Source organism: Pontibacillus sp. ABV4_188, from assembly GCF_056311905.1.
Genome location: NZ_CM149975.1, coordinates 2,286,098 through 2,309,458, shown reverse-complemented (window position 1 = coordinate 2,309,458; position 23,361 = coordinate 2,286,098). Strand labels below are relative to the sequence as shown.

21 protein-coding genes, 1 riboswitch and 2 other annotated features are annotated in these 23,361 nt (G+C 40.0%); of the genes, 12 read left to right on the top strand and 9 right to left on the bottom strand.

The window, feature by feature from the left end; all coding sequences use genetic code 11:
• The first annotated feature begins 82 nt into the window (after nucleotides 1-82).
• The 10 genes from ACYX4O_RS11840 to ACYX4O_RS11795 all read left to right on the top strand — a co-directional run bounded on the left by ACYX4O_RS11840 (nucleotide 83) and on the right by ACYX4O_RS11795 (nucleotide 11,782).
• Entirely contained in the window at nucleotides 83-1,210 is a 1,128-nt protein-coding gene (locus tag ACYX4O_RS11840; protein WP_476351132.1) for a M20/M25/M40 family metallo-hydrolase, read from the top strand.
• Between the two features lie 196 nt (nucleotides 1,211-1,406).
• Complete coding sequence (locus tag ACYX4O_RS11835; RefSeq protein ID WP_476351130.1) at nucleotides 1,407-2,021, top strand: spore coat protein; 615 nt, start codon at nucleotides 1,407-1,409, stop codon at nucleotides 2,019-2,021.
• 349 nt (nucleotides 2,022-2,370) lie between these two features.
• Complete coding sequence (locus ACYX4O_RS11830) at nucleotides 2,371-3,576, top strand: MFS transporter (RefSeq protein ID WP_476351128.1); 1,206 nt, start codon at nucleotides 2,371-2,373, stop codon at nucleotides 3,574-3,576.
• A gap of 199 nt (nucleotides 3,577-3,775) precedes the next feature.
• The gene (locus tag ACYX4O_RS11825) at nucleotides 3,776-4,285 is read left to right on the top strand and encodes a hypothetical protein (RefSeq protein ID WP_476351126.1); all 510 of its coding nucleotides are present in this window, start codon (nucleotides 3,776-3,778) and stop codon (nucleotides 4,283-4,285) included.
• Nucleotides 4,286-4,541: 256 nt separating this feature from the next.
• Nucleotides 4,542-5,120, top strand: coding sequence for a hypothetical protein (locus ACYX4O_RS11820; RefSeq protein ID WP_476351124.1), 579 nt, complete (start codon nucleotides 4,542-4,544; stop codon nucleotides 5,118-5,120).
• 27 nt (nucleotides 5,121-5,147) lie between these two features.
• Complete coding sequence (locus ACYX4O_RS11815) at nucleotides 5,148-5,375, top strand: hypothetical protein (protein WP_476351122.1); 228 nt, start codon at nucleotides 5,148-5,150, stop codon at nucleotides 5,373-5,375.
• A gap of 219 nt (nucleotides 5,376-5,594) precedes the next feature.
• Nucleotides 5,595-6,866 carry a DNA polymerase IV gene (locus ACYX4O_RS11810; RefSeq protein WP_476351120.1) on the top strand — a complete coding sequence of 424 codons (1,272 nt, stop codon included), beginning with the start codon at nucleotides 5,595-5,597 and terminating at the stop codon, nucleotides 6,864-6,866.
• A 248-nt stretch (nucleotides 6,867-7,114) separates the two neighbouring features.
• Entirely contained in the window at nucleotides 7,115-7,816 is a 702-nt protein-coding gene (locus ACYX4O_RS11805) for an ABC transporter ATP-binding protein (RefSeq protein WP_476351118.1), read from the top strand.
• Nucleotides 7,813-10,089 (top strand): ABC transporter permease, encoded by a 2,277-nt coding sequence (locus tag ACYX4O_RS11800; protein ID WP_476351116.1) that lies wholly within the window; start codon nucleotides 7,813-7,815, stop codon nucleotides 10,087-10,089. Before ACYX4O_RS11805 ends, ACYX4O_RS11800 begins: the two co-directional genes overlap by 4 nt.
• A gap of 113 nt (nucleotides 10,090-10,202) precedes the next feature.
• Nucleotides 10,203-10,450: a binding site (T-box leader), on the top strand.
• Nucleotides 10,451-10,543: 93 nt separating this feature from the next.
• Entirely contained in the window at nucleotides 10,544-11,782 is a 1,239-nt protein-coding gene (locus tag ACYX4O_RS11795; protein ID WP_476351114.1) for an MFS transporter, read from the top strand.
• Between the two features lie 29 nt (nucleotides 11,783-11,811).
• On the opposite strand, the gene ACYX4O_RS11790 is transcribed toward ACYX4O_RS11795, so the two are convergent.
• The 5 genes from ACYX4O_RS11790 to ACYX4O_RS11770 form a co-directional block, all read right to left on the bottom strand.
• Complete coding sequence (locus ACYX4O_RS11790) at nucleotides 11,812-12,225, bottom strand: hypothetical protein (RefSeq protein WP_476351112.1); 414 nt, start codon at nucleotides 12,223-12,225, stop codon at nucleotides 11,812-11,814.
• A gap of 239 nt (nucleotides 12,226-12,464) precedes the next feature.
• Nucleotides 12,465-13,445, bottom strand: a complete 981-nt coding sequence (locus ACYX4O_RS11785) for a homoserine dehydrogenase (RefSeq protein ID WP_476351110.1) — start codon at nucleotides 13,443-13,445, stop codon at nucleotides 12,465-12,467.
• A gap of 15 nt (nucleotides 13,446-13,460) precedes the next feature.
• Nucleotides 13,461-15,158, bottom strand: coding sequence for an O-acetylhomoserine aminocarboxypropyltransferase/cysteine synthase family protein (locus ACYX4O_RS11780; protein WP_476351108.1), 1,698 nt, complete (start codon nucleotides 15,156-15,158; stop codon nucleotides 13,461-13,463).
• Between the two features lie 113 nt (nucleotides 15,159-15,271).
• A riboswitch (SAM riboswitch) is annotated at nucleotides 15,272-15,383 on the bottom strand.
• Between the two features lie 107 nt (nucleotides 15,384-15,490).
• Nucleotides 15,491-16,381 (bottom strand): manganese catalase family protein, encoded by an 891-nt coding sequence (locus tag ACYX4O_RS11775; RefSeq protein WP_476351106.1) that lies wholly within the window; start codon nucleotides 16,379-16,381, stop codon nucleotides 15,491-15,493.
• Nucleotides 16,382-16,402: 21 nt separating this feature from the next.
• Nucleotides 16,403-16,618: a YuzF family protein gene (locus tag ACYX4O_RS11770; protein WP_476351104.1), complete on the bottom strand. Its 216-nt coding sequence runs from the start codon at nucleotides 16,616-16,618 to the stop codon at nucleotides 16,403-16,405.
• Nucleotides 16,619-16,770: 152 nt separating this feature from the next.
• Between ACYX4O_RS11770 and ACYX4O_RS11765 the strand changes: the two genes are divergently transcribed.
• Nucleotides 16,771-17,898, top strand: a complete 1,128-nt coding sequence (locus tag ACYX4O_RS11765; RefSeq protein WP_476351102.1) for an HAD family hydrolase — start codon at nucleotides 16,771-16,773, stop codon at nucleotides 17,896-17,898.
• Nucleotides 17,899-18,105: 207 nt separating this feature from the next.
• Nucleotides 18,106-18,471, top strand: coding sequence for a hypothetical protein (locus ACYX4O_RS11760; protein WP_476351100.1), 366 nt, complete (start codon nucleotides 18,106-18,108; stop codon nucleotides 18,469-18,471).
• Nucleotides 18,472-18,487: 16 nt separating this feature from the next.
• Here the strand turns inward: ACYX4O_RS11760 and ACYX4O_RS11755 are convergent, their stop codons facing one another.
• The 4 genes from ACYX4O_RS11755 to ACYX4O_RS11740 all read right to left on the bottom strand — a co-directional run bounded on the left by ACYX4O_RS11755 (nucleotide 18,488) and on the right by ACYX4O_RS11740 (nucleotide 23,064).
• Nucleotides 18,488-18,916, bottom strand: a complete 429-nt coding sequence (locus tag ACYX4O_RS11755; RefSeq protein ID WP_476351098.1) for a BrxA/BrxB family bacilliredoxin — start codon at nucleotides 18,914-18,916, stop codon at nucleotides 18,488-18,490.
• Between the two features lie 20 nt (nucleotides 18,917-18,936).
• The gene (locus tag ACYX4O_RS11750) at nucleotides 18,937-20,079 is read right to left on the bottom strand and encodes a conserved virulence factor C family protein (protein WP_476351096.1); all 1,143 of its coding nucleotides are present in this window, start codon (nucleotides 20,077-20,079) and stop codon (nucleotides 18,937-18,939) included.
• Nucleotides 20,080-20,336: 257 nt separating this feature from the next.
• The gene (gene serA, locus ACYX4O_RS11745) at nucleotides 20,337-21,920 is read right to left on the bottom strand and encodes a phosphoglycerate dehydrogenase (RefSeq protein ID WP_476351094.1); all 1,584 of its coding nucleotides are present in this window, start codon (nucleotides 21,918-21,920) and stop codon (nucleotides 20,337-20,339) included.
• The gene (locus tag ACYX4O_RS11740; protein WP_476351092.1) at nucleotides 21,913-23,064 is read right to left on the bottom strand and encodes a pyridoxal-phosphate-dependent aminotransferase family protein; all 1,152 of its coding nucleotides are present in this window, start codon (nucleotides 23,062-23,064) and stop codon (nucleotides 21,913-21,915) included. The genes serA and ACYX4O_RS11740 overlap by 8 nt, the downstream gene beginning before the upstream one ends.
• 62 nt (nucleotides 23,065-23,126) lie before the next feature.
• Nucleotides 23,127-23,352, bottom strand: a binding site (T-box leader).
• Between the last annotated feature and the right edge of the window lie 9 nt (nucleotides 23,353-23,361).

Here is a 23,361-nt window from a genome sequence, read left to right as displayed (position 1 = left end):
TCGTTTGACACTTGAGATGGCTTTCGCTAACGTACTAATAGAGAGTCATCTCTTTTTTACATAATTGAAGGAGGCAACAAACATGCTTACAGTGAATCGTGATCGTTTGATTGAAGAATTTCTGGAATTGGTACAAATCGACTCTGAAACCGGAGACGAAGCGAAAATAAACGAAGTATTAAAAACCAAGTTTACAGACCTTGGTGTCGAAGTGGTTGAAGATAATGCGAAAGAAGTAACGGGTCATGGAGCAGGAAACTTAATTTGTACGCTTAAAGGAAATAAAGAAGGCGTTGACACTATTTATTTCACTTCCCATATGGATACAGTCGTTCCAGGCAACGGCGTAAAACCAACTATTAAAGATGGGTATGTTGTTACTGACGGGACCACGATTCTTGGCGCGGATGATAAAACAGGCCTAGCTGCCATTTTTGAAGCGATCAAAACTCTTAAGGAAAATGAAGTAGCACATGGAGATATTCAATTTATTATCACAGTCGGAGAAGAATCTGGTCTAGTTGGAGCTAAAGCGCTAAAGCCTGAGCATTTAACTGCGAAATACGGTTACGCTCTTGATAGTGATGGGAAAGTCGGTAATATTGTAGTGGCTGCACCTACACAAGCGAAGCTGAACGCCGTCGTGAAGGGGAAAACAGCTCACGCAGGAGTTGCGCCTGAAAAAGGAATCTCTGCCATTACACTTGCAGCACGTGCTGTTTCCAAAATGCCTTTAGGTCGAATCGATGAAGAAACAACTGCTAACATTGGACGTTTTGAGGGTGGTCAGAAGACAAATATTGTGTGCGACCACGTTGAGATCTTAGCAGAAGCACGTTCTCTTGTGCCTGAAAAAATGGAAGCACAAGTAGAGAAGATGAAGAAAGCACTTGAAGAAACTGCAGCTGAAATGGGTGGAAGTGTTGATATCGAAACAGAAGTCATGTACCCAGGTTTTAAGCATAGTGAAGGAGAAGAAGTTGTAGAGGTTGCTCGTCGTGCAGCGAAAGCAATTGGACGTCCTACGGAACTTCTAACTAGCGGCGGAGGCAGTGATGCGAATATTATTGCAGGACACGGAATTCCTACGGTCAACCTTTGCGTAGGGTACGAAGAGATTCATACGACGAATGAACGTATGCCTCTTGATGAATTGGAGAAAACAGCTGAACTTGTAGCAGCGATCGTACAAGAAACGGCTAATAATTAATGCAAAAGACTTCTGTCCTTAAGGATGGAAGTCTTTTTTTGTCTGGAAATAAAATGTTTTTCATATTGTGACGTTTGGACATGTTAGGTATCTGGTTTAGTTGCTCTATTTCACGGGAATTTACGCCCTCTATTTGTACATAGAACTCTATTATAAGCGCACACTAACAATTGATTCAATTTACAGGAGGGGTTTCATGCAACAGCAACAACAGCCAAATCCAAATAATAGCGGAAAAACAATGGCTCCATCTACAAATCATGGAGGCCATGAACTATTTGACGCGCATGAAGTAATAGCTTCTGTTATTAGTTTAATGGATCAATACCAAATGTATGAGCAGCATATTCAAGATCAGAGGTTAAAGGATATTCTAAATCGGCAATACACGTTTATCGAGACCATGTATAATACAATCGTTGAGAGCTTCAATACGGGGAATAAGCCCTCGGTTTCAACGCAGGTGTATAAAATGGAAGAAGATCATACAACTGTATACGGATTAAAACCTGGACAGCCCAAAAAACCAAATCAATCTGTACAAGAACTATCAGATAAAGGGTTATCCGCATACATGTTAGGTCAGACAAAATCACTTGCCACGTTGTTCTCCATGACGGCTTTAGAAATGACCAATCCAGTGCTTAGACGTGTTATTGCAGACAGCGTACCGAACTTAATCGAAATGTCTTATGAAATCTTCCTATACCAAAACAAGCACGGGTACTATCAAGTCCCTCAATTAGCTCCACAAGATATGAACCAGATGCTACAAAGCTATGCTCAAACAAATCAACAACAAATGCAATAACGATTAAAAAGGACCACCATACAGGTGGTCTTTTTTTTGTTCCAAAAAAATTACCTCTTACACCCCTTGGCAGCTCTAAATTGTTACTTCGAAGTACCTATGCTACAAGAAAGTACGTACTTTTTTCTTTTACCCCTACACGGCATAATAACAATTGTTGCAAAAGAGGTAAGCCAATAGGCAAACCTCTAGTTATGAAACAACTACAGGTACTTTTTAGTACCTACCATACTTTAAAGTACGTACTTCCTTAATGAAAGTGTACATTGCATAATGTGATGTACACATTAAAAAAGGTAATGGCGCCTTACCTTTTAGTTGAAAAACATTTTAAAGGAGGATCTCTTTCATGAGTTCTAACACACAATCTGCAAATCAAACTCAAAATAAAGGAGGCACTCTGGCGCTCTTAGCGCTAGCGATTAGTGCTTTTGGTATTGGAACAACAGAATTTGTTCCAGTAGGACTTCTCTCATCGATTGCTGATGATTTATCAATATCGATTACGTTGGCAGGCTTATTGATTTCTGGTTATGCTATTGGTGTATCTATTGGTGCACCGGTTCTTACCGCATTAACGTCGAACATGAATCGAAAAACGCTTCTCATGTCTTTAATGGTTTTGTTTATAGTTGGTAATTCAGTAGCAGCGTTATCAACGAGTTTTACAGTCTTATTTATAGCTCGTTTTATTACAGCTTTCTCACACGGAATATTCTTCTCTATTGGGGCAACAATTGCTGCCGATTTAGTTCCGCAACATAAGCGGGCTAGTGCGATTGCCTTCATGTTCACAGGGCTGACAGTTGCGACAGTAACAGGTGTTCCGCTTGGGACATTTATTGGACAAGCCTTTGGTTGGAGAGCAACATTCTGGGGGGTAGCGTTACTTGGACTCATTGGCGTTCTATCTAGTGCCATATTAGTTCCTAAAGACCTTAAAGAAGCACCACCGGCGAAATTTAGTGAACAGCTTAAGATCTTAACAAATGGTAAATTAATATTAGCTTTTGTTATTACAGGTTTAGGATATGGAGGTACGTTCGTTGCGTTCACGTATCTATCTCCAATATTAGAAGATATTACTGGATTCAGTGCAAACTGGGTAAGTATGATCCTAGTTCTTTATGGCCTTGCGGTTGCAATAGGTAACACAATTGGTGGGAAAGCATCTAACAAAAATCCACTTAAAGCACTATTTTGGATGTTCATATTCCAGGCTATTATTTTATTCATCTTAGCAGTTACTGCGCCATTTAAAGTACTTGGTTTAATCACGATTTTCTTCATGGGTCTCTTTGCATTCATGAACGTTCCTGCATTACAAATTCTAGTCGTAAACCTAGCTGAAAAGTATGTACCATCTGCAGTTAACGTGGCGTCAGCATTAAACATTGCAGCTTTTAACGTTGGTATTGCGATCGGTTCTTTCGTTGGTGGGTTAGTTGTAGACTCAATCGGCCTTAAGCACACTCCGTGGGTCGGTGCGGTCATGGTAGTAGGAGCTATTCTATTAACAGCTGTTCTTCGTTCACTGGAACGTAAAGGTGAATAGTGTTGCATCGGAACAAATGATGTGAGCTACAAAAATGTAGGTGAAGGACTTCTACAAAAATGGTTAAAGATATCTTGTCTTCGATTCACATCATATATAAATAGGCAGACCAACGCCCAGGCTTTGAAGAGTCTGGGCACTTTTTATTGCGTTTCTACCTAATTTATGGATAAAATTGGCCTAGGGGTGAGCGTTGGCTGTGGATCAAGAGAAAATTAATTGTCCTCATTATCTTCTTATTGCTCTTTATTTTGTCGGTTTAGGACTCATGATTTGGGCTCTAAAAAACATCTCGTTGAGCAATGCTTTGAGGTACGGGGCGCCGTTATTAGTGGTAATCTCGAGTATTACATACTTTCGTTCTAATAAGATTCAATCTTATGTACATAACTATTTGCAGGAAAAGGGAGCCACCAGAGGAATCCTTTTTCCTATCATAACAACCTTGCAGACGATTTGTTTTATTGTGTTTCTCTATCAAGATCATGGAGCGTATGTCGTTAAAGGTGAAAGACGGTACGATGATTATATATTTACAGAATTTAAATCGAAAACAGCTTTTTCAGGCATATTCTTTTTGATGGGCATTCGAACCATAATCACAGGCTGGCATGAAAATAATAAAACCACGATGTGTGTTGGTTCAGGTATCATTTTAATTTCTTTGGTCACCGTATATAGGCTAGGGATAACCTATTACATCTGGTGAAGCTGTTGAAATAGCAGGAGATGGGGAAGCATTGCCGAGGTGCTCTCCTTTTTAGTGTCTCAATAAAATAGGTGGATATATCTAAAGGAGGTAAAAAGACCATGTCTAAAGGTACATGTGTTCGTATTTAAAATAGTCTTTTGACCTATTGAAATATGACAACCTATAATGCTATAGATTCAATTGTTCCAAAAATGATTGAAAATTCTAACAATAATAGTATTATTAGGTTAACACTATAGAGAAGGGTGATGATATGGATCAGGTTTATTCACTAGTCGAGCTTTGGGACATCTTTAAGTTGGCGATTTTAGTAAGCTTAGTGGGTGCTTTAATTGGTCATTATAAGAGGAATGCTTGCATTTTACTTCCGATTGTTAGCATTGATTTCAAGTTCAAGGGGTTTGAGGAGTGGAGCCGTTCCTCCCATCGTGGGTTGATCAAGGCGCTTATGCTGATTGTTACGATTGTGAATGCTTGTATTAGTTTCTTGTTATTCTTAGTAGGAATTCGGTACGGAGATAATAAGAATACCGATCCAATCTTATTTGAGCTAGGAGTAATAGGAGATCTAATTATTGGGGTTGGCGCTGGTATTATTGCAAAGAGTACTGTGACATTGACGGGTACAGAAAATCAGCTATCTATTATTGTGACGTCGTTATTAGCAGGTTATGCTGGGTTATCGTACATTCAAAAGTATCAAAAAGAATCTCTTGAAAATGCTTGTATTGATTATGAACAAAAATTAGCCTGTTCAGAAGAGGATCGAAGCCCGCATGTGTACCGTAAGAAAGACTCTTCCGATGAAATTGCGGCAACAAAGGAACCATAAATACTACTCCACGGAAAGAGGTTTGTTATGAAAGTCCGATTAACTCAAGAAGAGAGAGAGCAACTGGAATCATATTTAAAGGTCTTGCAAAATCCTTTTGAATCCATTGCAAAACGAAGACTTGCGAAAAGTAAGTTTGATATGATTTACAATCGAGCAGCCGCAAGAACCGCGAACTCGCTAGGTTCTTGTATAAATAAAGAAAACCAAGCTGCTTGCTCAAACGAAGGGGAAGAAAATCCTTCCAACCTGTAGAGAGAAGAACCAATCTCCCTCTAGTTGGAAGGGTTTTTTTCCGCTAAATTGCTCTACCAAGCTAACGCGTGCCAGACACCCTTTACTGAGGTAAAGGGTGTCTGGCACGCGTTTGTTCTTTACTGTATTAAAGAGTAGTGTGGCAGTAGAGCGTAGTAGAGGGATATATGTTACAATAATTGTAGAACGAATGTTCGTTAGAGAGGAGGTGTTCTGATTATGTCAAAGTGGTATCCAAAGAGCGGAAGAGTCATTTTTCATGTAGATATGAATAGTTTTTACGCGTCTGTAGAGATGGCCTATAATCCAGAATTAAAAGGGAAACCTCTTGCGATTGCGGGGAATCCTGAGGAACGAAAGGGGATCGTTGTAACAGCAAGTTATGAAGCCCGGGATAAAGGTGTAAAGACGACGATGCCCTTGTGGCAAGCGAGACGACTTTGTCCAAATATGATTGTCATGCGACCCAATTTTGAACGCTATCGTAAAGCTTCAAGGGAAATGTTTTCGATACTTTCCCAAGTTACATCCCTTGTACAACCTGTTTCGATTGACGAAGGATATATGGATATAACGGATTGCGCTGATCAGGGCACCCCTCTAGAGATTGCAAAATGGATTCAAGATACGGTTATGGAACAGCTTGAACTTCCTTGTTCAATAGGGATTGCACCTAACAAGTTCTTAGCTAAGATGGCTTCAGATATGAAGAAGCCAATGGGAATTACTGTCCTCAGAAAACGTGATATTCCTACTAAATTATGGCCAATGCCAGTGCGAGAGATGTACGGTGTTGGAGAGAAAACGGCTGAGAAATTAAACGCTAGTCATATCCAAATAATTGAAGATCTTGCTAAAGCTGATGTTTATGCTTTAAAAGGGAAACTTGGGATTAACGGTGAACGACTTCAAAATCGTGCCAATGGGATTGATGATCGATTGGTTGATCCTGATGCAGTGAGTGAATTCAAAAGCATTGGAAACTCTCAAACATTGCCTCATGACACAACGGATGATAATGAAATTACGAAACTACTGCGACAGTTATCTCAAAAAGTAGCAGACAGGATGGAAAATAAAGAAGTTGTTTCAAGAAACATCCAGTTAATGATTCGGTATCATGATCGTAAGACGATTACGAGAAGCAAGCAATTACCTGAATATATAAGTAAAGTGGAAGAGATCTATCAGTATGCAATGAAGCTATGGGAAGATCATTGGAACGGTGATCCTATAAGACTTATGGGCGTTACAGCGCAAGACCTTAGTGAAAAACAAGATGCGACCCTGCAGCTTGACTTATTCACATATGAGAGCGAAGCGAAAAACGAAAAATTGTATTCTGCAATAGGAGAACTCACTGATAAATATGGTACGAATCCATTTAAGAAATTAAAAGCCAAACCAAAGGCCACCCCCACAACAAGCTTTCAAAAGGACTTTTTAGACGATTTCAAAAAAGAAAACCGATCTGACCATGAAACAAACTAGCTACCAACGCTAGTTTGTTTTTTTATTGCTTCACAGTAAGAAAGCGTGCCAGACACCCTTTAACTAAGTAAAGGGTGTCTGGCACGCTCCTTTGCTTTACATAGCTAAAGAGGAAAGTGTTTTGAATTGAAATGATTAATTTAGTTCAAAAATTATTGTCTTCTGACATATACTGAGGTAAGATGAAAAGGAATAGAAATGAAATGATTTAGTGTATATATTTCAAATTTTAAAATGGAGATGAGCGTATGAGTATCGTGCTATCAAATGTGAACAGGATTTATCAAAGTGGTGAAGTAAACGTTCATGCGTTAAAGAATGCATCAATCGAAATTCCTGACAAACAAATCGTGGCTATTCTTGGTCCATCAGGTTCTGGTAAGTCTACGTTACTCAATGTAATTGGAGGCATTGACCGTCATGACGAAGGAGAAATTACGGTTCATGACCATGATTTGACTAAAATGAAGGATAAGGAACTTACAGAATACCGAAGGAACTCCCTTGGCTTTATCTTTCAACAGTATAACCTCATGCCAACTTTAACAGTTGAAGAAAACGTAGAGGTAGGGAGAGAGTTAAGTCAAAACCCTTTAAATATGAAAGATACTTTAGGAAGAGTAGGGATGTGGGACAAAAAGGATAAATTCCCATACCAATTAAGTGGGGGAGAGCAACAGCGTGTTGCCATCGCGCGAGCACTTATAAAAAACCCTCATGTACTCCTTTGTGATGAACCAACTGGCGCTTTAGATGAGGAAACAGGGAAGAAAATCCTTAGTCTTTTAAAATACGTAAATGAGACATATGGTACAACGGTTTGTATTATAACTCACAACAACGGGATTGGAGAGATGGCTCATAAGGTAGTTAAAATGAAAAGCGGTGAAATTATAGAGCACTATTATAATAAAGAACCGATTGATCCAGAGAAGGTGAAATGGGTATGATCCTTAGAAAAAGTATACTTCGTCAATTGAAGGAGAAGAAATTTCAGTATTTCGGTGTAATCATTCTTTTACTATTATCTATTATGCTGTATGTGTCCATGTCAATGGGAATATCGACTTTGGATAACCGTAACGAACAATTTAAAGAAGAATACAAGCAGGAAGATTTTCACATGATTTTAGCTAATGAAGTGTCTTCAGATCAACTTGAAGATTGGGAAAAGAATTATAGTTTATCTTTAGAAGAACGACTATACGGAGATATTCCTTTTAAGGGAAATGAAACAACCCTTAGGCTATTCTCAAATACAAATGAGATCAACATTCCTTATGCCTCGGAAGGGCACCTGCCTGAAAAAGCAGGCGAGATTGCTCTATCTCCCGTGTTCGCTAAAGCTCATAATATTACTGTTGGAGATGAAATCGATGTAAAGGGCCGAACATTAAAGGTAACAGGGCTTGTTTATCTTCCGGATTATATTTATGTTCTTGAACGTGAAAGTGACCTCCTAAGTGACCCGAATACGTTTGGAATTGGAATGACGACTGAATATACTCTTCAATCTATTGCTGATCAAACCGTTGCTCAAATTTTAGGGGACGGGGCTTCAGAAGAGGAAAGGGATGTATTTAAATCCGCTATTACAGAAAACTATTCTTTGTTGAAATGGATGAATCAGGAAGAGAATCCTAGAATTCAATTTGTAGAATCAGAGATTGAAAGTTCGGAGACGATGATTACAACATTGCCGCTATTTATATTAGCGTTGTCTGTTTTTATGGTTCTTATGATTATGAAACGAAGGTTAGAAATGCAACGAAAAGAAATTGGAACCATGAAAGCGTTAGGCTATCGGAACAATGAACTGACAAAGCATTATATGATGTATGCGACTATTATTGGGCTCGTTGGGTCTGTTTTAGGCGTAATAGCTGGTGCGGGTTTATCGATTCCCATAACCAATTTATATTCCAATTACTTCAACTTACCTAGCATTTCATACTTTGATTGGGATCTTAGAGTACTTGTAATTGGTTTCTTCGTACCAAATATCATTTTACTCAGCATGACCTATTTTGTTATCAAGAAACCGTTGCAACAGTCTCCCCTCGATTTATTACGGCCGAAGGATACATCAAAAGGGAAGAAGTCATTATTAGAACAGTTTCCTATTATTAACAAAGGGAGTTTTATTTCGCGATTTCGTATACGACTGTTAGCGAGAAGTAAAGCAAGGGCTGTTTGCATCCTTTTAGGAGTTATGTTTTCAAGTATTCTATTAATCTTTGGAGCTACGATGTACAAAGGAATGGATGGAATTGTGGACTCAACCTATAGAGATATCATGACATATAATTACGCAGCTCATTTCAAAACCCTTCAACAAGAAGAAGCAGCTCAAGGCGAAAGTCCTTTTACGGTAGCTGAAGCAGATATTACCGAAATAAATGGAGAAAAAGCCAAGGAAATTGAGCAACAGTCTATGATTTACGGGATAGAACCTGAAACTGAGCACATTCAGCTCCAAAATGAAGATGGGAAACTACTTCATTCAACACTTAAAAATGGTGTGGTACTAAGCGAACCCTTTGCAAGTGCGCTAGGTCTTTCAAAAGGGGATACGATTACTCTTGAAAATGCGTATAACAATAATACGATAGAGAAAGAAGTTATGGGCATAGCAAAGGTTTATATCGGTTTTTCTATTTATAGTGAGCGAAGTGAAGTCAATGAATTTCTTGGCTATCCAGAAGGGGTGTATACAGCTAAATGGACCGAAGATAAGCCAAGTTACTCAGAAGACGTGCTATTTATAGAGAATAAGCAAGATATTATAGAGAACTTCGAATCAACGTCTTCCTTAACACGTTATTCTGTCTTTGGAATAGCAGCTTTCGCCTTTTTAATTGGAGTTATTGTCTTAACACTTATTACGAATCTAATCGTAGAAGAGAATTCCCCTTCTATTTCTCTGTTTAAGGTTATGGGGTACAAAGACCAAGAAATTTCTAGACTAATTTTGAACGTTTATACGCCAATCGTACTTCTAGGCTTCCTTTTATCTGTTCCTATTGGAATTCTAAGTATTGATCAGCTTATGAATTCAATAGTTGAACAAACAGGGTTTGCAATGCCTGTTCAATTGAACTGGTTAATGATTCTGATCAGTCTTATTATCATTCTACTCACGTATTACGTCTCGCTTTTCTTCTCTAGAAGAAAGCTAAAAAACGTATCTCTTCAAGAAGCTTTAAAGAAACAACAAGATTAAATTTGATACACTTTACCAGAGTAAAGGGTGTCTGGCACTCTTCACTCTGTTAGAGCGTTAAAAGTTAGGAGTTTACAGATTTGTATTGTTCTGGTAATATTGTGGGAATTATAATATAAGCTATGAAGAGAAGAGTAGATCATACCGTTTCTTTCAGAGAGCTCTCGTTTGGTGAAAGGGGGTAGAAGCGTCTGATTGAAACAAGCCTCTGAGCTGCGCATGGGAACAAGTTGTGGGATCATGTGCCAGGAGCTCCTGTTACAGAGCTAGGGTATAAGCAATCATGCCGTACCTGAGAAGGTTAGTATGGCGACATAGTAACGAACTGGGGTGGCACCGCGGAAATAAACCCGCCCCCAAGATGAACAAATCTTGGGGGTGGGTTTTTATGTTGAAATTAATGCAGATTCATTCTTCCTAAATCACAACTAATTTTACTGGGGGAGGGAATTGAATGAGTCGAATGAAGAAAGACAAACGCTGGTCTGCTTCAGTATTTTTGCTAGCGGCACTTGGTATTACTGCGATTGGTGAATGGGTTTTCCTTATCGCTTTAAATTTAATGGTATTGAATAAGACGGGATCCCCTTTCGCTGTCACGATCTTATATTTATTAAGACCTGCTGCCATGATTGTGACTAATGTATGGGCAGGTAGTTTTGTTGATCGTATTGATCAGCGAAATACAATGCTAAAGTTAGACCTAGTTAGAGGGGTGTTTGTCCTCTTCCTCTCCATAACAACGAACCTAACACTGATCTATGGGCTTGTTCTTCTCATTTATATGGCAAGTTCTATAAGTGAGACCACTACTTTATCTTATATGACAAAACTTGTTCCGGCAGAGAAAAGAAAACGTTTTAACGCTTGGAGAAGTCTGTTGGATTCAGGTGGATTTGTACTAGGGCCTGCCATTGCAGGTTTATTATTTATGATTAGCAGTTTAAATGTTGCCATTTTATTAAACGGGTTATCCTTTATTTTATCTGCTCTTATCGTTTTAAAGCTCCCTAAAATGAGCGTATGTAAGCCTGAAATAGAGGGATCAGTGAATAATTCGTTACACTTACTTCTGACTGACTTGAAAGCCGTCTGGCATTTTACGAAAACCTCCAGACAAATTGTATTGACTTATTCTTTAGTTGGTTTAGTAATGATTGGAGCTACTGCTATTGATTCTTTAGAAGCGGCATTTTCGAAAAATGTATTATCTTTATCCGATATGGATTATGGATTTTTGGTAAGTATAGCGGGCACGGGGTATATTTGCGGTTCTTTGGCTATGATCGTCCTTGCTGAACGTTTGGGAAACCGTTTATTAGTATGGGGTGGGGCAATTCTTGTAGCTTGCGGGTATGTAACCTATGGATTCTCGACGATCTTCATTCAAGCTGCAGCAGGATTCTTTCTCCTTTCCTTCTTTATGGCCTGGGTGCAAACTGGATTTAACACATATGTTCAGCAGTCGGTTCCAACGCCTATGATTGGGAGAATCTCCAGTGTATACGGTTGGGTCGAAGCACTTCTTACAATATTTGCGACAATTGTTATAGGAATGTCAGCAGAAATTGTTACCATCCAAAGTTCTGTAGCGCTTGCGACCCTTTGTGTCTCAGGAGTCATTGTTATTCTCCTTTGTGTATATCTATATCCAAAAGGTTCTTCCACTCAATCAAGTAAATACCAATATTGAATAAAAGAGGCTCTCTTCAACGAGAGCCTCTATTTCGAGGAAGATGGTAATTCGTATCGTTTACCAATCGTAATCCCATCAAGCAATGGGATCTCTTTCTCGACAATTTGTTGAATGGTTTTACCCGTCAATTCACCTGACTTATTTACCGTTATACTTCGTGTTAGATAAGTTACTTGTTCAGCTTCAATACTTAGAGGTGGCTGTGTCCCTTCTTTGTTACGAGTAATGTAACTTGGATACATGAGGCTGACAAAGCGTTCGTTTTGGGTATCATTTCTTATTTCTAAATTGATAGTAAATGTAATTTTTTCCTCACTCTCGTTTGTTACATGGTAGGAGAAATTTTGAATGGAAATCGGTTCATCTGACTTTTGAACCGATGAGCAAGAAGAGAGAAGAAAAGTAAGGATGATAAAAGCTCCCAGCCATTTCGGGTGCATAGAAAAGACTCCAATCTGTAAATCCTTATTATGGTATGATGAACCCTCACTAAGGGGCCCTTCTTATCAAAATCATGTATAATTATTAGCTTAGGCAATTTGATTTAATGAGTCAAGTTCTGTCAAGGTTTACACGATTAATCAAATGTTATAGATTTTACTCCCATATCCATCTGGTTTAATTTAACCATAAATGTTAAAAAGCTCAAAGTTAAAGTAACTTTGAGCTTTGTCTTCATTTATTGGAACTGATGAACGCTGCTATGGGACGGTTGAAAAATAGTAATAAAATCTTCAATCATACCACTCGCAGTGGACGAAGCTCCTGCTCCGGGACCGGATAATGTTAAGGAGCCTGCCAAATCGGTATGAATGACCACACCGTTTTGGACACCATCATTCGAGTAAAGAGGATGCTGTTCTGTAAGAGGAATGGGTTGAATGGATGCTCTAACATCCCCATTTTTCCATTCAATTGTGGCCACGTGCTTTATTTTTTTATCCATAAATGAAGCTTCGAGGATTTGAGTAGGGTCAACTCTATCAATTCCTTCTACATATACATCGTCCCAGTTAGGTTGCTTTCCATAAAGGAGCTCGCTGATAATCATTAATTTGTAAAAGGCGTCGTATCCTTGTATATCATTGGTTGGATCTGCTTCGGCATATCCTCTTTGTTGGGCTTCTTTAAGTGACTGCTCAAAAGAAGTCCCATCTTCTCTCATTTTGGTTAAGATAAAGTTCGAAGTTCCGTTTAAAATCCCTTCCACTTTTTCAACCTGGTTTACTTGTAGGAGCTGTTGAAGAGTGCGGATAACAGGGGTTCCTGAAACGGTTGTCGATTCATACCCTAAAGAAACTGAATGTTTACTTGCTAATTCTTTTAACTCATTTCCGTGTACGGCGAACATTTCTTTATTGGCTGTAACAACGTGCTTGCCTTGTTCAATTGCTTTTTTACAATAGGTGAAGGAAGGCTCTTCCCCAACAATTGCTTCAAGAACAATGTCTATATTTTGAAGAAGTAAACAATTAAAATCCGCTGTTACAAGAATGGAAGAAGGGATCTCGCGTTGCTTTTTTAAATCTTGTACTAGTACTCCCGTGATTTCAACGGGTTCTCCAAGTAGTGCTTGGATTCTTTCTTGATGAGAATGAACAATTTCTATTACCCCTTTTCCTACTGTTCCGTAACCTAGTAACCCAATTCGTATCGTCATGATGAGCCTCCTTGATCAAGTTGTGCGAAATAATACTTTATCCTGTTCTTTATTTACACTTGAGGTGCGAGCGTGAATAGCATCTTGATATAAATTATTTGTTTGAAGGAATGAAGCATGTTGGTCTTTTAATGACTGTAATTGACCCTCGCTAAGTGTATTCGATTGATAGGCAAAGAGCTTTGTATTAAGACCTATTTGTACCGGAGAGTCTAGTTTTTCAGTAACATAAACAATATCAGCCCCGTGAATAGCCTCGTTTTTAAGTTTAAATCCTAATCGAGACAATTTTGAACGTTCTTCTTCAGAAGCACCATTACCAATAATTGCGATACTTTTAGGCCGAACGGTCGTTTCATCTCTGTAAAGGCTTGATTGTAAGATAACAGAGGATGATGGTACCGAAGGAGATAGGCTCGTTAAACCTGTAGCTTCTTTGATTGCTTGTTCTAAGTCTTGTAACAGATCATGAGTTGATTCAAGTCCAACTGATAACCGAATTAAATCTTCTGTTACCCCTGTTTTCAATAGATCTTCCTCATTCAGCTGCTGGTGAGTCGTTGATGCGGGGTGGATAATGAGTGACTTCGCATCTCCTACATTCGCTACATGAGACCACAAGTTAATCGTATCAATCACTTTTCTCCCTTCCTCGCGGCCACCTTTAATTCCAAAAACAATCATGGAGCCTGCACCTTGACCTAAGTACTTCTCTGCTAGCTGATAGGATGGATGTGAAGGAAGTCCGGGATAGGAAACCCATTCCACACCTGGGTGGTTCTCAAGATAGGTTGCGATTTCCTTTGCATTTTGAACATGGCGTTCGATGCGTAAGTGCAACGTTTCAAGTCCTTGCAAGAGATGGAAGGCATTGTGTGGACTTAAGCAGGCACCAATATCTCTAAGCAGTTGAACCCTTAATTTGATTGCGAATCCTGCCGCTCCCACGTCAAGTCCATACCTTAGTCCATGGTAACTAGCATCTGGCTCAGTGAAGCCCGGGAAGTTCTCATGATTCCAGTCAAATCGACCTCCATCAACAACAACACCTCCAATAGAAGTTCCATGGCCCCCAATCCATTTCGTAGCCGAGTGGACAACAATATCCGCACCGAATGAAAGAGGTTTGCAAAGGATCGGCGTTGCAAAGGTGCTATCTACAATAAGGGGAATGTGATGTTCATGTGCGATGTCAGCAACTGATTCTATATCTAATACGTGTAAGCTAGGATTACCAATTACTTCAGCAAAAATTGCTTTTGTCTTAGTTGTGATGGCATCACGGAATTGTTCAGGATCTGTGCTATCGACAAAGGTAACATTAATTCCATATTTAGGGAGTGTTGTGGCGAAGAGGTTGTAGGTGCCCCCGTAAAGGTTCGTAGAAGCCACAATTTCATCACCAGCACTCGCGATATTCAAAATAGCAAGTGTAATGGCAGACATGCCAGATGAAGTTGCAACTGCTGCTACTCCGTCTTCTAAAAGAGCAACCCGTTGCTCGAAGACGTCCACTGTTGGGTTGCCAAGACGTGTATAGATGTTGCCTGGTTCTGCTAATGAGAATAGGTTTTGAGCGTGATCGGTGTCGTTAAACACATAAGAAGTGGTTTGATAAATGGGTACAGCACGAGAACCAGTTGTTGGATCAGGTTGTTGTCCTCCGTGTAAACTAAGTGTTTCCTTTTTAAATAAATAGGGGTTATAAGTCATAACAATTCCTCCTTGGTTAATAAGTCTAGGAAAAATTGCCATACAGGTGAGGGAAAAGAAGAGGGCATATAAAAAACCCTCTTCATAAGAAGAGGGTGTATGTAACAGTCCTCATCTTATCTTCCAGATCCACAGACCTGTAGGATGTAGCACCACTCAAGCACAGATTGCTTGAAGGTTGCCGGGCTTCGCAGGGCCTAGTCCCTCCGCCACTCTAGATAAGATATTCATTTTGTCTTTCATCATATGAGCTTGTTATGGATTATAGAACAATTTATGAGCACCGTCAATACATATTCAGACCATTTTTTATTTTCTGAATCCTAGTTACTCTAAATATTTTCCATTAAGCGCTTAGCGATTCGCCTATAATCATCTGCGTCAACGCCAGGGGCAAATTGTTCTGGGATATCGTCTAAGTCCGGAATAGGTGCTCCTTTAGGGGAACCTTCGATGACTTTTAGCGGTTCCCCTGTTTCTGGATTGCTTCCTTTCCAAATTTGTTTAACATCTTTGTAGTCTGTATCACTAAATGTGTATAGAATATTGTTTAATCCTTGTTCTTCATATTTTCTGGCATAATCGAATTTTGAGTTATCAAGATTAGGAACAGGTAGCATTTTCGTTACATCTACTCCTGTTGCGATCTCCAATGCTTTGGCATAGGCAACGACATGAACGCCTCCACGAACGAGTAAATAACCGATCATTTCTCTAGCTGTGGGGTGATCTGTCATCTCATACACTCTCATTTTATGAGTTCTGGCCCCAAGTTCTAAGAAGAAATTGTGTAAGAGATCCAATACCAGATTTCCACTATTAAATACATTATCTCCTGACCAAGCATTTCCCATTGAATCTCCTACTAACGCTGTTTGAGCGGTTGAAATAAATTGGTACGTGTTACGGGCATCTTTGCCAGCTTGCAGAGGTGTAATATCAGGAGGACCAGGGAACGTGTTATCTTTTGAGAGCAGGTTAATGGATGTTGTCACTAGTTCTACATGTCCCATCTCTTCGGCAGTAATACTTGCTACTAAATCGTAAAAGGGTTTTAACTTTTTCTTTCCGCGGAAGTTAAAGGATTGGAACATATAGTTATTAAGTGTCGACATTTCACCAAATTTACCGCCTAATAATTCTTGCACAGCTGCCATTGCGTTTGGATCACCGCGTTCTGGAATAGGTAATTCTACTAATATACGATTTTCTCGTTTAAACAAAAGAACACCTCCTTTTTTAGTTTAGGAAGAGGGGAATACCCAAACGATTTGCTGAGTTCGAATGAAAAACGGGGTATTATTCATTTCGACTACGATATGGTCCGGCAGTACATTTGTCAGCTTTCCTCGTATTGAACCTTGCGTGGTCTGAACGGTTACCTGGCTCCCTGTGACGGATTGAAGAGTTTGGTAGACATAGGGGTCATAAAAGGATTGTAAATAAGATGAGTTATCCATGTGCTTCTCTCCTTTGCTGTCATCTCTTGAACACTTTATGCCTGTTTAGGATTGTCCTATCACCAATAGGGTGAGAAGAAAAGCTTAGTCTGTTCTTTTGTGCTTTACCTTGCTACAATAGGACATAAATCTAAGAAGAGTAGGTGAGCCAATTGGGAAAAACAATACTTTTTGATGTTGATGGTGTTTTACTAAGTGAACATAGGTATTTCGATGCTTCAGCGTTGACGGTGTGGGAGCTTGTACATAGCAATAATTATTTAGGGCTTCAATCTGACCGATTCCATACAGATGTAACAGAGAATGAAGTAGGAGACCTTCGAGCGGAAGTTTTTCAGGATGATGAAGTACTTTATCTGATTAAATCAAAAGGGATTAATGCAAACTGGGATATGGTGTACTTAACGTTTTCTTTCCAACTGATTCGCTTGTTGTCTCAGTTAAGCGAGACAAATGGGGAATATGTAAAGAAAGTGCTGCAAGAGATGACGTTAAATCGCGAGACACTTCAAGAGATTGGAAAGGAACTTTATAAAGCTGGAATAGAACCAGACTATAAAACGTTCGTTCCAGTTATGAAAGAGTCAGAAGCAATGCGAGGTGAATTACTCACGTACTTAAACCATGTTGCTTATGAAATGACAGGTATTGAGACGATGGCATTTACGCGTAACAGTGAACTTTGGGAGCTTGGGAGGGAGACTTTCCAAGAATGGTACGTTGGTGAAGGGTTAACGGAGAAGTCTATTGGACGTCCAGCTTATCAGAAAGGGAAAGAAGGATTTATCCATATCGAAACCCCCTTGGCTACAATAGAAGAACTTGATGAACTATTTACGAAGCTGAAAGAAGAGGGCCATACTCTAGGTATTGGAACAGGCCGACCAGCTCTTGAAACAGTAGAGCCTCTAGAGAATCTTGGTATTATCTCTTACTTTGATCGTAACCGCATGGCCACAGCATCTGATGTGCTAGAAGCTGAAAAGAAACACGGAGAGAAAGCCCCGTTAGCTAAGCCGAATCCGTTTACGTACATGTTCGCGTGGTTAGAACGTTCAAGTATTGAAGAAGCACTAATGTATACATTTACTGAAGAAGAGAAAGACTCTGTAGTCATAGTTGGTGACTCCTTAGCAGATGGTCTAGCTGCACAAAGCCTTGGCTGTCACTTCGTAGCTGTCTTAACCGGACTCTCAGGTCAAAAAGCAAGACATGAATTCGAACAAAATAATCAGCACAACATCATCAATAATATCAAAGACCTTTATCAAGCTTTATAACGTAAATGCTTTAACAAAGTAATGCGGTGACGCGTGCCAGACACCCTTCAGCGCTTTAGTGAAGTAGTGGGTGTCTGGCACCGTTTATTGCTTTAATTAGATAGTGTGATAAAGTGATGTTTTATCATAGAGAAGATAGAGTAGGTTTTCTTATTGTAGGTTATAGAGAGTAGAAGGTGTTCATAGGATAATAGCGGAGGGGATTCTATGCTAGAGTTATTCTTATGGACATTGGCTAGTCTGATCGTGGTTATGGTAAGTTCGGCGTTCGGTATGCGAGAGTTGTTTGTAAATAAACGTTGGTGGTGGCCGTCTGTTACACTCTTATGCCTGACAATATTGTGCGGCACTATTGCAGCCTTAACTAGTCTTTTTGCTTCACAAATCATAGAACTAGACAAGCCGGCGAAAGGTTTATACTACACCGTCCGCATAATGTTTGCTCTTAGTATTTCTAGTTTTACGGCATATTTAATCTTTATGTTGAAGGGGAATAGGGAGACATTCAACTTACCGAAGAAGTTAAGGCTTGTGGAGAACCGTCAGCAAAAGAAAGAGGGTGCATCTCAATAGATGCACCCTTTTTTTATTAACAAAATTGGTCGTATGCGTTGGTTAAGTTTGCTACAATCTCTTCAACTTCATGATCTTCAATCTCTTCGCGAGGAATAAAGTGAACAACTTGGCCTTTTTTCATTACAGCCATAGAAGGGGAGGATGGTTCGTAGCCTTCTAAATATTCTCTCATACGATTGGTCGCTTCTCGGTCTTGTCCGGCAAAAACAGTCACAATGTGGTCAGGGCGCTTAGTGTGGAAAAGTGATTCCTTCGCTGAAGGTCGTGCCAAGCCAGCTGCACAGCCACATACGGAATTGATAACCACAAGAGCAGTTCCTTCCATTTCACTAACGAATGCGTCTACCTCTTCAGGTGTTGTAAGTTCTGTGAAGCCCGCGCCTGTTAGTTCGTCGCGCATCGGTTGAGCTACTTGTTTCATATATTCTTCATATGCGTTCATTTTTATTCCTCCTTAAGATCTTACTGTTCTTTTCTTGCTTGTGTCATTTGGTGCCATACAGACCCTTTTGCTTCTTCTCCGCCTTCAATGCGTCGCAGTGCCATTTTAGCCTGCATGCGTACTTCAAATTCTGAATCTTGAATTGCTTCTTGTAAAGCGGGAATTGCTGTTTCATCACCTAATTCGTATAAAAACATAGCTGATCGCCATCGTACAAGTTTATTTTGATCCGACAATGATGCGATCATTTCTGGCATGGCTTCCTTGAATCCTAGATCAGATAAACAATCTCCGGCTGTACGTCGTACAGTTACTGATTTATCTTTTAATGCTTTATATAAATAGGGAAGTACTTCAGGTTCTTCAATCATCCCTAAATACGCGGTTGCCAAGCGTCGGATGGAAGCTTTCTCATCGTCTAGCGCTTTATCTAATACTAGAATATCATTATACGTCGGATTCATACGATCGAGTGCAGCATAGCGCACTTTCCAATCTGGTTCATCTAACGTCTCAAGTGTTACTTGTTTGGTCTCTTCTTGTCCTGTTTGAATATCACCCGCGCCATCTTCAAAAGCTTGTTCTACTAATGAAGTTAGACGTTCCTCATCGTAGCTTGCTGAAAGCTCTTCGGATACATCTTGGCCAACTTCTTCAGCATCTCCGTACCGTGGATTTTGTTCTATCCATTTTCGTTCCATGACCATATTAGGTGAGGCTGGTGATGCCTTCATGGCTGCGTTCATAAATCTTTCTGGAAGTCCTACCCGGTGCTCGTTATCGCCTTCTTGTAGTTTAATCTGCATCGGAATACCTCGAAACATTTGTACATAAACGTTTACTTCTCCAAAAGCTTCTGTATTTGGTGTTTCTTCATTCGTCTCTTCCATAGCTGGTTGTTCGGCTGAGCCAAATACAGAACGTACTGCAGGTAGAATGTTTTCCCAAGCGTGCTTGGGATTTCGATCTAGTGCAATAAAGTCTGAAACATGATAAAGACTTTTAACCCCTTCAATTGCGAAAAGTTGTTGAATGTAATCTGGCGCATCTGATAGATCATCGGTTCTCTTAAAATTTCGTGATTCTCCGTCGGCTAATTGTTCATTCAAGTTGATCTTCATTGAATTGGGGCTTGGTGTCGGTTCAATTGACACAATATTCATTTTAATGTCCCCCTTACACGTATACTCTTTGTTGATTTTAACAAACACAGCTTAGGAGTTCCATTATTGCGTCTGATTCTATGGAAAAGAAGATATTTATTGAGGTTTACATGACTTAAATCATATAATTGCGGCTAGATAGAAATAGGCTGTTCACGGTTAAAGGTGGAAGTCGCACGGTTGAAAGACCCTCGCATAGTCAACATTACAAACAAGGCGACCCTGCTTTTATAAAAGCAAGGCCGCCTGGATTATTTTTATAAATCTATATTTTTTGCAGAATGAATATGGTCAACTTGAAGCAGTTCTCCTAATACTTCTTCAGAAAGAGCTTTGTCGATGGTTAACATCATAATCGCCTGTCCGCCAACTTGTTTACGACCAACTTGCATGGTTGCGATATTGATCTCGTGTTTACCTAGTAAACTACCAACATGACCTATGATTCCAGGAACATCTGTATGTTGAATGTAAAGGAGGCGATCTGTTGGTGCGATGTCGATTGTATACTGATTAACGTGAACAATACGCGGCCCTAAACCATCAAATAAAGTTCCGGCTGCGCTGTATTCTCCTTCATCAGTTGTTAAAGTTACACTGATGAGACCCGAATAGCCTAGACTAGCTGTTGTATTCTCAACAGAGTAGCTCAAACCATATTGTTTGGCGAGGTGTGTTGCGTTAACTATATTCACCTTTTCTCCTAAGTAATGGCTAAGCAACCCTTTTACAAAGGTGCGCGTCACAAGCTCGGTGTTAAAATCAGTCAATGTTCCTGCATAGCTGATCTTGATGTGTCTTGGAGGTTGCTTGGCAAGTTGAATCATCATTTCTCCAAGTTTCTCACTTAATAAGTAATAAGGCTCAAGAATCTTTCTTGTTTCGTCGTTAACAGCTGGCATATTAACTGCGTTTTGGAACGGTTGGTCGGAGAGGATGTTCAAGATTTCTTGACTTACATCTTCTGCAACATAGAGTTGCGCTTCAGAGGTGGACGCCCCTAAGTGAGGGGTTACGATCACTTCTGGCTTGCCGACGAGCGGGTTATCTGTTGGTGGTTCTTCTTCAAACACATCAAGAGCAGCCCTTGCCACTATTCCTTCATCAATGGCCTCAAGGAGAGCGGTCTCATCGATAATTCCTCCGCGTGCGCAGTTTACAATACGTACGCCTTTTTTCATTTTTTGGAATGCGCTCTTGTTAATTAAGTGATGAGTTTCTTTAATGAGCGGCGTGTGGACAGTGATGAAATCTGCATTTTCATAAATTTTATCCAGGTCACCTTTTTGAATGCCAATTTGAGAGGCTCGTTCTTCTGTTAAGAAGGGGTCGTAGCCAATTACATTCATCTGAAAAGCTTTTGCCCGTTTGGACACTTCTGTTCCGATTCTTCCCATACCGACGATACCAAGCGTCTTTCCTTTAAGTTCAACGCCTTTATACGTTTTTCTATCCCACTTACCCTCTGTTAATGTCTTATGGGCTTGAGGGATGTTTCTTGCTGATGCCATAAGCATAGCGAAAGTGTGTTCACAAGTGGAAATTGTATTTCCGTTTGGTGCGTTGACTACAATAACACCGTGTTCGGTAGCAGCTTCAAGATCTATGGTGTCCACACCAACACCAGCACGACCAATGACTTTTAACTTTGTCGCACATTCCAGAATTTCTTTAGTCACCTTTGTTTGAGAGCGTACGATCAGACCATCATATTCTGGAATCGTTTCCTTTAACGCTTCAGGTGAAAGATCAGTTTTTTGATCTACTTGTACTTGGTCAGAATCAAGAAGCGCTCTGATTCCATCTTCACTAATTGGGTCACTTACTAATACTTTAAACATGTTTAACATACACCTCCTGGGCTGCTTTAACGCCTGCACCTAGCTCAATATCTACACTGAGTTGTTGCAAGCCGATTTCAATCATCGATAACGTTGTTAGGACATCTGCGGGAGAGCAGTATCCCATATGACCGATTCTGAATATTTTCCCTTTTAATTCTTTCTGGCCGCCAGCTAACGTTAATCCGAATTGTTTAGAGAGAAAGCTCCGTAGTTCATCTGGTTTAAATTGTTCTGTTTGTTTAACAGATGTCACGGTAGGGGAGGCATCCTCTTCGTTTGTCAGAAGCGGTAACCCAAGCGCTTTAATTCCTTCCCGTGTCATTTCTTTCATAACTTGATGACGGTGGAAGACATGATCAAGCGTTTCTTCCTCCATCATTTTACTTACTTCCTGAAGTCCATGGATTAAAGAGACAGCAGGGGTATAAGGAGTCATGCTGTTCTCAAGCTGCTTTTGATAAGCTTTGATATTTAAATAGAAAGATGGATCCCCTTCTTCAAGCTTGGCTTCAGCTTTTTTACTTAAGGCTACAAATGATAACCCTGGTGGCAGCATCATTGCTTTTTGGGAGCCAGTTACAAGCACATCCAGATTCCATTGATCCATGTTACCTGGCACTCCTCCTATACAGCTAACTCCATCGACTAAAACAAGGGCTTCACTGTATTGATGAACGGTTTCAGAAAGTTGTTGAATAGGGTGTATAACACCAGTTGAGGTCTCGTTATAAGTTAACAGAACTGCTTTTGCATCCTGGTGTTCCTGAAGAGTTCTCTTAAGTTCTTCAGATGTGACAGAGCGTCCCCATTCAATTTCTAATCGATGAGTGTTGTAACCATTATGTTCACACACGTTTGCGAAGCGGTCTCCAAATGCTCCTGCAACAACAACGATTACCTTCTCACCTTTGGCGACAGTGTTCGTAACAGCGGCTTCTAGTGCTGCTGTTCCGCTTGTAGTCAGTGTATAGACAGGTTGAGATGTTCCGAATATAGGCTTTAGACGTTCGCTCGTATCAGCAAATAGCTTTGCGAATGCGGGAGAACGGTGTCCAATCATAGATTGGTTCATCGCGTGTTTCACGCGGTCTGGAATTGGTGTTGGTCCTGGAGCTCGAAGAAATGTTTGATCTTGTAGCATTTGAAAATCCCTCCTGTGTAATTAAAGTAAAATAAAAAACGCCCCTTGCTAACAAGTTGCTAGCAAGGGGCGTTGTCATTAACGCGGTACCACCCTTTAATAAACGACGAACGTCGTTCTCTCATTTGGTAAAATCACCAGTCTGATAACGGTTGACGCCGAGTGTGCCTACTGTATAATTCGGACACTAGTTTAGAAGGGCTACTCATAAAATGTGCCGTCGATTCTCACCTACCATCGACTCTCTGAGGGTCACAAGTTTATGTTGGTCTTCATCATTACTTTTCCTTATTTTTA

Excerpts from the sequence above, each read along its gene's own strand:
- ACYX4O_RS11840 (WP_476351132.1), top strand. The coding sequence starts at position 83 with ATGCTTACAGTGAATCGTGATCGTTTGATTGAAGAATTTCTGGAATTG.
- ACYX4O_RS11835 (WP_476351130.1), top strand. The coding sequence starts at position 1,407 with ATGCAACAGCAACAACAGCCAAATCCAAATAATAGCGGAAAAACAATG.
- ACYX4O_RS11830 (WP_476351128.1), top strand. The coding sequence starts at position 2,371 with ATGAGTTCTAACACACAATCTGCAAATCAAACTCAAAATAAAGGAGGC.
- ACYX4O_RS11820 (WP_476351124.1), top strand. The coding sequence starts at position 4,542 with ATGGATCAGGTTTATTCACTAGTCGAGCTTTGGGACATCTTTAAGTTG.
- ACYX4O_RS11815 (WP_476351122.1), top strand. The coding sequence starts at position 5,148 with ATGAAAGTCCGATTAACTCAAGAAGAGAGAGAGCAACTGGAATCATAT.
- ACYX4O_RS11810 (WP_476351120.1), top strand. The coding sequence starts at position 5,595 with ATGTCAAAGTGGTATCCAAAGAGCGGAAGAGTCATTTTTCATGTAGAT.
- ACYX4O_RS11805 (WP_476351118.1), top strand. The coding sequence starts at position 7,115 with ATGAGTATCGTGCTATCAAATGTGAACAGGATTTATCAAAGTGGTGAA.
- ACYX4O_RS11800 (WP_476351116.1), top strand. The coding sequence starts at position 7,813 with ATGATCCTTAGAAAAAGTATACTTCGTCAATTGAAGGAGAAGAAATTT.
- ACYX4O_RS11795 (WP_476351114.1), top strand. The coding sequence starts at position 10,544 with ATGAGTCGAATGAAGAAAGACAAACGCTGGTCTGCTTCAGTATTTTTG.
- ACYX4O_RS11790 (WP_476351112.1), bottom strand. The coding sequence starts at position 12,225 with ATGCACCCGAAATGGCTGGGAGCTTTTATCATCCTTACTTTTCTTCTC.
- ACYX4O_RS11785 (WP_476351110.1), bottom strand. The coding sequence starts at position 13,445 with ATGACGATACGAATTGGGTTACTAGGTTACGGAACAGTAGGAAAAGGG.
- ACYX4O_RS11780 (WP_476351108.1), bottom strand. The coding sequence starts at position 15,158 with ATGACTTATAACCCCTATTTATTTAAAAAGGAAACACTTAGTTTACAC.
- ACYX4O_RS11770 (WP_476351104.1), bottom strand. The coding sequence starts at position 16,618 with ATGGATAACTCATCTTATTTACAATCCTTTTATGACCCCTATGTCTAC.
- ACYX4O_RS11760 (WP_476351100.1), top strand. The coding sequence starts at position 18,106 with ATGCTAGAGTTATTCTTATGGACATTGGCTAGTCTGATCGTGGTTATG.
- ACYX4O_RS11755 (WP_476351098.1), bottom strand. The coding sequence starts at position 18,916 with ATGAACGCATATGAAGAATATATGAAACAAGTAGCTCAACCGATGCGC.
- ACYX4O_RS11750 (WP_476351096.1), bottom strand. The coding sequence starts at position 20,079 with ATGAATATTGTGTCAATTGAACCGACACCAAGCCCCAATTCAATGAAG.
- serA (WP_476351094.1), bottom strand. The coding sequence starts at position 21,920 with ATGTTTAAAGTATTAGTAAGTGACCCAATTAGTGAAGATGGAATCAGA.
- ACYX4O_RS11740 (WP_476351092.1), bottom strand. The coding sequence starts at position 23,064 with ATGCTACAAGATCAAACATTTCTTCGAGCTCCAGGACCAACACCAATT.